The sequence below is a fragment of the Zunongwangia sp. L-65 genome (assembly GCF_056859415.1).
In genome coordinates this window covers 60592-68981 of the sequence record NZ_JBSXOK010000037.1, presented here as the reverse complement: position 1 = coordinate 68981, position 8390 = coordinate 60592, and the positions used below count along the sequence as shown (strand labels likewise).

Here is an 8390-nt window from a genome sequence, read left to right as displayed (position 1 = left end):
ATTCCAAGACCAAACGCAAGAGAGGCATCAAGCTTCAGAAACCTATCTGGTAATAGAACTTTACCAATACTTCGGGAATTACGTTCGAAATAGATTTTCTGAAAGTATACCGGATTAGTGGCAACAAAAAAAGAAAATCTTTCTTTCAAAAACTGGAAATAAGACCGGTCCATACTTGCCATATGCCTTCGAAGATCTATAACAGCCAATCGGTATGCTTGGTATATGTGCTGCCTAAGTTTGTGTTGGGTAGTAAGGAGAAATTGCAATTGGAATTGCAGGAGTTAAATGGGAGTAGCAAGATTGTTCTAAAAACTACTATGAACAAAAAATAGTAATTTATTTTAATAATAATACTTTTTAAAAATTGATTCCCGAGAGCTTATCACGAATAGTATGATAAGCTCTCGGGAATTATCCTAAGAAATTATATCAAACAATTTTTAAGTGGTCGTGTACTGTTGGCTTATAGTTTTGCTCCTTTTTTGAATTCTTTAATTTTGTTTTCAATTTAGTCATATCACTACTGATCTTCTTTTCAATAACCCTGGCATATTTTTGAGTCGTTGATAATTTGGTATGACCCAATATTTTTGAGACTGTTTCTATAGGAACATCATTGAGAAGGGCTATCGTAGTGGCAAAGGTATGCCGCGCAACGTGAAAAGTCAGGTTCTTCTTAATGTTGCATAACTCCGCTATTTTCTTGAGGTTTTTATTGATTTTTTGATCACTGAACATTCGTAATAAAGAATAGTTATTTTCTTCACTAGGATAATCCGCATATTTCTCCAATATTGCCTTGGCCTCATCCAGTACGGGTAGTTTTACCGGGGTTTTTGTCTTTTGACGCCTGACCATTATCCATTGCTCATCATCAATACCATTGACGATATCGCATTGTTTCAAGTTTTTTACCTCGATATAACTGAGCCCGGTATAGCAGGAAAAAACAAATACATCCCTAACCAACCGAATACTTTCTTGGGAAATGCGAAGCATCATTATGCTGTCGAGCTCATCCCGCTCCAAAAATGGACAATCAAATTCCTCGTACTTCAATTGATATAATGCAAAGGGATTTGATTTCAGCCAACCATGCTTCAGGGCAAGGGTGGTAAACTTCTGTAAACGTTCTAAATGCTTCATCATACCGTTGTGATTGAGCGGTCTGGATTTACTCAAAGGGGGACAAGTGCGGAGATAGTTTTCAAATTTTACTATAAAGGTATAGTTGATCTGTGCCAAAGGGATATCATTCGATTTGAATTCCTTTTTGAGAAAACGGCTCACATATTTTTCGGTAGCATTGTAATTCTTAGCGGTACCAGGTGCCAGTTTATGAAGTTCATTTTCCCTATGGTAATCCATAAGGTCCTTACACGTCAATACAGCCTTATCCTTGCCCAAATACCTCAATTTAATAGACTGAGAGGTAATTGGCCTATTTTCATCTTTAAGTTGCCTATATGCTTTCGTGATGAGTGATTTTATCTCATCTAGTGCATCATTGACGATTTTCGCGTTTTTTGTTCTAGTTTTTACCCGATCTGCCTTATCATCCCAGTGTTTAGCATGTACAGATTCCTTGGTACTTATATCGCTAGGTCTACTATCTACCCAGATTCTTGCATAGATAGGGTCGTTCCATCATTTTTGATTGATGATTTTTTCAACCAAAAATGAATATTGAATGTGTGAAATTTCGTCATCACTTTCGTTTTGGTTAAACATTCCTTTAAACGAAAGCCAAATCGCTCCGAAAGTCAATACGGGCTATTAACCCTAAATTTAGGAATTTATTTCCTAAAAAAATAGGACACGAAATAGGACATCAATGAATATGCTTTTAAACGGATATAAAAAAAGTCAGTAAAAATACATTTTACTGACTTTCAATTATTTATATATTAAAAGAATTCCTTTTAATACCCTATTCGTCGGGATGACAGGATTTGAACCTGCGACCCTACGCCCCCCAGACGTATACGCTACCAGACTGCGCCACATCCCGAATTTGAAATGGCAAATTAAACAGGTTCAGATATAAATTCAAAATATAATTGAATAAAAATAAAACTTAATAAATTGATAATTTCACAATCACTAAAGAATGGAAATTGAGTATATTCACATTATACTAAATTGAATTTAAAAATATGATACCCGACCAACTAAAAATCAACGAACTACTACATCAAAAATCCTATCTAAGCGACGGTAAACTCATCGAATGGCAAGGCAAAACCGATGAAGTTTTTTCTACAATTTCAACTTCAGAAAATTATCAAAGAACTTTATTGGGGACTGTTCCACATATGGATAAAACTACAGCTTTAGAAGTATTAACCTCAGCTTGCAATGCTTTTGATAAAGGAAAAGGCTTATGGCCTACCATGAAAGTATCCGAGCGTATTGCCTGCATGGAAAATTTCGTAGGCAAAATGAAATTGCAACGCGAGATTGTAGTGAAATACCTTATGTGGGAAATTGGAAAATCTATGCCAGATTCTTACAAGGAATTTGACCGAACGGTGGAGTATATAGAAGATACTATTGAAGATTATAAAGACCTGGATCGCAACAGCGCTAAATTTTCTAAAAAAGACGGTGTTTATGCGCATATTAGGAGGGGACCTTTAGGAATCGTTTTATGCCTGGGGCCTTATAACTATCCTTTAAATGAAACTTTTGCTTTACTTATTCCCGCTATTATTATGGGGAATACTGTCATTTTTAAACCGGCGAAACACGGAGTTTTACTAATTTCTCCGCTTCTTAAAGCTTTTCAGGAAAGTTTTCCTGCCGGTGTGGTAAATGTAATTTACGGTAGAGGTCGTGAGGTTGCCGCCCCTATAATGCAAAGCGGAAGAATAGACGTTCTCGCACTTATAGGTAATAGTAAATCGGCTATTGCTTTGCAGGATCAACATCCTTTTAAAAACAGACTACGACTGGTTTTAGGACTTGAAGCTAAAAACCCGGGGATCGTATTGCCGGATGCCGACTTAGATTTAGCGATTAGCGAATGTATCTCGGGTACACTTTCTTTTAATGGCCAACGTTGTACCGCCCTTAAAATACTTTATGTACACGAATCGGTTCAGGACGCATTTTTAAAACGTTTTGCTGAAAAAGTAGATGCTTTAAAATTTGGAAATCCCTGGGAAGAAAAGGTACAGTTAACCCCGCTTCCCGAGACTGAAAAACCTGCTTATATTCAAGATTTAATTGATGATGCCCAACAAAAAGGGGCTAAAATAATCAACAAAAAAGGAGGTGAGGTTTTAGAGAATTTTATTTTCCCGGCCGTGCTTTTTCCGGTGACCAAAAATATGAAGGTGTACCAGGAAGAGCAGTTTGGTCCGGTTATACCGGTTAAACCTTTTTCTGACATTGAAGAAATCCTGGAAGAAATTGCAGATTCAAATTATGGCCAGCAGGTATCACTTTTTGGTAAAGATATTGCAGAACTTGCACCGCTAATCGACACTCTGGTAAATCTTGTTTGCCGCGTAAACCTGAATAGCTCCTGCCAGCGAGGTCCCGATGTTTTCCCATTTACGGGAAGAAAAGATTCGGCAGTAGGTACGCTTAGTGTACACGATGCACTGCGCTCCTTTTCTATACGCACATTTGTTGCATCTAAAGATAATCCATACAATAACGAAATTTTAGAAAATTTACTCCATAGCAAATCTTCTAATTTTATGAGTACAGATTATCTTCTCTAACTTTTACTCAGGAATATCCCGGTTATTTATTGGCAAAATGCTCCATAAAATGATCGGGATGTGCTCCTGTTCTTTCATTACTATCCAAATCATCTATCTTCTGTACTTCAGATTGAGACAATTCAAAATCAAAAATATCAGCGTTTTGCTGAATCCTGTTTTCATGAACACTTTTGGGAATCGTAATCACACCTTTTTGCAAATCCCATCTCAACACCACCTGAGCGGTAGATTTACCATATTTTTCAGCGATATCTTTTAAAAGTTTATTATCCAAAATTTGCCCGCGCATTAAGGGTGACCAACCTTCATACTGGATATTTCTTTCAGTACAATAATCCAGCATATTTTGTTGTACCAACTTTGGATGAAATTCATTTTGCAACAACATTGGCTTTATACTACCATTTTGAATGATTTCATCCATTTGATGTTCTACACAATTACATAACCCGATGGCTTTTACCTTACCCGATTTATAAATCTCTTCCATCGCTCGCCAGGTTTCAGTCAAAGTATCGGGAACAGGCCAGTGAATTAAATACAAATCTAAATAATCCAACTGTAATTTCTCCAGGCTCTTATCGATAGCCTTTAAAGTACCTTCGTACCCCTGGTCGTCATTCCAGACTTTACTGGTGATAAAAATATCATCTCTGTTAATATTACTTTCTTTTATCGCCTGTCCTACTCCCTCTTCATTATCATAAAAACTGGCAGTATCGATATGTCGATAACCTGCTTTTAAAGCATAATGTATTGCGTCCTTAACTTCTTTTCCATCCTTAGATTTATAAACACCTAAGCCTAAATAGGGCATTTCTAATCCATTATGGAGGCGTACCGTCCCTTTAATATCAGTAATCTTCATAAGCTTTTTTTATAAAGATAAGGCGTGATTTTTAGTTCAAAAAATATATAGAAATTTTGACATTTTTTTGTGCTAAAAGTTTTCATTGTTTTATTCAGCCTAAGATTATATCTTTGACATTCCTTAAATTATTCTTAATGCGGAATGCTTTTTCTGAAGTCCAATGCTTTAAAAGGAAACATTAAAAAGCTTTTGAAGAGGTTGAGAAAATGATTGAAAACAAGACCAATATATTAATGATAGCTAAGCCTGAAGAGGAAGTATTCTATCTAAAAAATTATCTGGACAAATCAATTATTAAAACTAAAGTCACTTCGGTATATTCCACTACAGATGCTATTAAAGAATTAAAAAAGCAAAAATACCATATCATCTTTTTAGATCTAGGCAAACCAGGAGAAATGGCATCAACTAAAATAGACCAAATTCTATCCTTTAGTCCCTCTATACCCACGGTAATTTTAAGCAATAAAACAGACCTGCCTTTTAGTATTTCTTGTCTAGAAAGAGGAGCCTCAGATTACCTGATAAAAGAAACTTTAGATACCTTTAGTATCTATAAAGCGATAAGACACAATATAGATCGCTGCAATTATATTCATGCGCTGGAAGAAGCAAAAATGCGCTATAGCCGTTTATTTCATTTAAGCCCGCAACCCATGTGGGTTTATGACATCGATACCTTAGAGTTTTTAGATGTAAACGAAGCTGCACTACAAAAATATGGCTACTCTATTAACGAATTCCTTTCCTTAAAAATTACTGATATTGCATCTGGGGACGAAATTCCAAAAATCCTTAAAACGGTTTACGAAACAAGAAAGAATGTTACCAGAAGCTTTAAAGGAATTTCCAAACATAAAACTAAGGATAATCAAATTATTGATGTAGAAATCCATAGCAACCTCATTAAATTTAATGAGAAATCGGCTCGCTTAATACTTGCCAACGATATTACAAAAAAACTCAAGCACATTAAGGCGATGGAAAGCCAAAATAGAAAGCTACGCGAAATAGCATGGACTCAAAGCCACGTGGTAAGGGCTCCCTTAGTTCGAATGATGGCACTGGTAAACATGCTTAATGAACATTTTGAAGAGCCATCCGACTTCTACCTTGAGCAAATAAACAGGTCGGCTCAGGAATTTGACAAAATTATTCGAGAAATTTCAGATAAAACAGCCCAGATCGAATTAGACGATTAATCGCAACTCCCTTAAAAACACTTCTCATTTTTGTTTGATATATTGGTTTATCCAATATTTTTGTAGGTAAAATAGTATTTAATTTTTATATTCATAAAACCCAAATCATGTGCTTTCGCACCCGTATCCTTTTATAATGCAAAAAATACACTGTTCTTATTTTAAATACTGCACCTTAATTTTCTTTTGCCTGGTTCTAAATTTTAATAGTAGGGCTCAGGAATATGGTGCTGATGAGTTATTCAGCATGGCAAGAAATGCTGCTTTTGAAGAAGACGATTATCCTAAAGCCATTAAACTTGCCAAACAGGCATTAGATCAAAGCCCCGATTACACAGGAATCCGAATCTTCTTAGGTAGAGTCTACACCTGGAGTAAAAAAACAGATAGCGCAAGAGTAGAATTTGAGAAAGTTTTAAAAGACAATCCGGGTCACGAAGACGGTTCTTTTGCTTACGGTAGTTTAGAATATTGGAACGACAATTCTAAAAAAGCCTTAGATATTGTAAATAGTGGTCTGGAAGTACATCCAGATGCCGAAAACTTATTACTGCTGAAAGCGAAAGTGCTTCGCGATCTTAAAGAATATAAACTCGCTCAGGAAGCCAATTCAAGACTTTTAAAAATTAATCCTAAAAATACTGAAGCCCGCTCCTTAAGTCAGCGATTAACCATACTTTCTGCCAAAAACCAAATTGGTGCTACCTACGATTTTGTTTATTTTGACAAACAGTTTGATGATCCCTGGCACCTTGCCAGTATCGATTATAGTAGGCAAACTAAAATAGGATCTATCGTAGCCAGGGTGAATTACGCCAACCGTTTTAACAACAATGCCTTACAATTTGAGGTAGACGCTTATCCAAGCATTTCTGAAACTTTTTACGCGTATGTAAACGCAGGATTCTCTGATGATGCAGGGATTTTCCCCGAATATCGCGCTGGATTCTCCCTTTATGCCAATCTTCCATGGGCTCTGGAGGCCGAAGCCGGTTTTCGATTATTAGGTTTCGATGACCAAACCTGGATTTATACCGCTTCTATAGGGAAATATTATAAGAGCTTTTGGTTTAATTTCAGGACTTTTTTAACGCCATCCAACAGTTCTGTTTCGCAATCATACAGTTTTATGACGCGTTATTACCTTGGTGGCGCAGACGATTTTCTTAGTTTAAGAGTAGGTACTGGTCTGTCTCCAGATAATCAAACCAATAATATCTTATACAATAATGGTAATCAATACCGTCTAAAATCAGATAATATCGCTATCGGTTATCGAAAAACTTTATGGAGCACCAATGTGCTATTTATAGAAACAGGCATCCAAAATCAGGAATATCGCCAGGGAGAAAAAGGCAATCAATTCACTATAGGTGTTGGATATTTAAAACGTTTTTAAAATGCTGAAAAAGCGTTTAAAACACATCATTATCATTTTAATTTTATTATCGCCTGTTTTTATGTTTCTGGCGTGGTTTTTTACACCAAAAACTAAAATGGTCGCAGCGATTATTGATAAAACTGTTTTAACTACAGAAGGACAGGAACATATTTCTTTAGACTGGGTGCTTAACTACAAGAAGTACACTAAAACATCTACAAAATTCTATAAAAGAAGTGAAGACTATTTCGGCTTTTTTCCAAAAGAGAACGAACAATTCGATCTTCGCGGTTTGGAACGTTTTCCTTCCAACAAAATAGAACAGCTAAGCAATGATGCTGATTTGGTCTATTTTACCGATACCTACGGAATTTACACTAACGAGTGGTACGAACAAAATAACCAGACCGAGCGATCCGGCATTGTTTACGGAGGATTAAAAGAAAACGATATGGAATTCCTTCAAAAAATGAAGGATAAAAATAAGCTTATAATCACAGAATTTAACACGTTTGGTTCTCCTACTGCATACGATATCCGAAGAAAATTTGAACATACCTTCGGATTGCAATGGACCGGTTGGACGGGACGTTATTTTGATAATTTAGATACCTTAACTAATAAAGAATTACCCAGGTGGTTAATCAAAAATTACCTGAATCAACACGGTAATAAATGGCCTTTTAAAAAATCTGGAGTGGCATTTGTAAACGAAAATGATCAGGTAACCATTCTTGAAGATAGTATTCATTTAGAGCGAGAAATTCCACAGATTATAAGTAATGACTACGGAAAAAAACGATTTTCACTTCCTGATGAAATAAAATATCCATTTTGGTTTGATATTGTTCAAAATAACTCGGCTATCAATAAAACCGCGGCAAATTATAAACTGTACACTACAGAAAAAGGAAGCCGGGAATTGAAGAAATACGGTATTCCTACATCATTCCCTGCAGTAACTTACCATTTAGATAGCGATTACGAATTCTATTATTTCTCTGGTGATTTTTGTGATAACCCCATTACTATGGAAACTTCCTATTTTAAAGGAATCGGAATTTTTAAACGCTTCTTTTATAACGATAGGGATAAAACCGAAAGAGCCAGCTTCTTCTGGAAGTTTTATCGCCCCATGCTTCAGAAGATCTTAGAGGATTACGAGAAAAAAATCAGTAATAAAAACAACGAATCTTAGC

The 8390-nt window shown here is 35.9% G+C and carries 6 protein-coding genes, 1 tRNA gene and 2 pseudogenes; 5 read left to right on the top strand and 4 right to left on the bottom strand.

The window, feature by feature from the left end; all coding sequences use genetic code 11:
* Positions 1-335: pseudogene (locus tag AC13DP_RS03760) on the top strand (DUF4138 domain-containing protein); the annotation flags it as partial.
* Positions 336-432: 97 nt separating this feature from the next.
* Here the strand turns inward: AC13DP_RS03760 and AC13DP_RS03755 are convergent.
* The 3 genes and pseudogenes from AC13DP_RS03755 to AC13DP_RS03745 form a co-directional block, all read right to left on the bottom strand.
* Entirely contained in the window at positions 433-1410 is a 978-nt protein-coding gene (locus AC13DP_RS03755; RefSeq protein WP_347406622.1) for a site-specific integrase, read from the bottom strand.
* A 69-nt stretch (positions 1411-1479) separates the two neighbouring features.
* Positions 1480-1599: pseudogene (locus AC13DP_RS03750) on the bottom strand (hypothetical protein); the annotation flags it as partial.
* 341 nt (positions 1600-1940) lie between these two features.
* Positions 1941-2014: transfer RNA gene (locus AC13DP_RS03745), tRNA-Pro, on the bottom strand.
* A 145-nt stretch (positions 2015-2159) separates the two neighbouring features.
* Here AC13DP_RS03745 and AC13DP_RS03740 point away from each other — a divergent pair.
* Positions 2160-3734 (top strand): NADP-dependent glyceraldehyde-3-phosphate dehydrogenase, encoded by a 1575-nt coding sequence (locus AC13DP_RS03740; protein ID WP_483067328.1) that lies wholly within the window; start codon positions 2160-2162, stop codon positions 3732-3734.
* A 22-nt stretch (positions 3735-3756) separates the two neighbouring features.
* Here AC13DP_RS03740 and AC13DP_RS03735 read toward each other — a convergent pair whose 3' ends face one another.
* A complete protein-coding gene (locus AC13DP_RS03735; protein WP_347406624.1) occupies positions 3757-4605 on the bottom strand; it encodes an aldo/keto reductase in 849 nt (282 codons plus the stop codon).
* Positions 4606-4814: 209 nt separating this feature from the next.
* On the opposite strand from AC13DP_RS03735, the gene AC13DP_RS03730 reads away from it, so the two are divergent.
* From AC13DP_RS03730 to AC13DP_RS03720, 3 genes are all read left to right on the top strand, one after another.
* Positions 4815-5810 (top strand): PAS domain S-box protein, encoded by a 996-nt coding sequence (locus AC13DP_RS03730; RefSeq protein ID WP_483067327.1) that lies wholly within the window; start codon positions 4815-4817, stop codon positions 5808-5810.
* A gap of 136 nt (positions 5811-5946) precedes the next feature.
* Positions 5947-7209, top strand: coding sequence for a YaiO family outer membrane beta-barrel protein (locus AC13DP_RS03725; protein WP_483067326.1), 1263 nt, complete (start codon positions 5947-5949; stop codon positions 7207-7209).
* 1 nt (position 7210) lies between these two features.
* Positions 7211-8389 (top strand): hypothetical protein, encoded by a 1179-nt coding sequence (locus tag AC13DP_RS03720; RefSeq protein ID WP_347406627.1) that lies wholly within the window; start codon positions 7211-7213, stop codon positions 8387-8389.
* Position 8390: the final 1 nt, after the last annotated feature.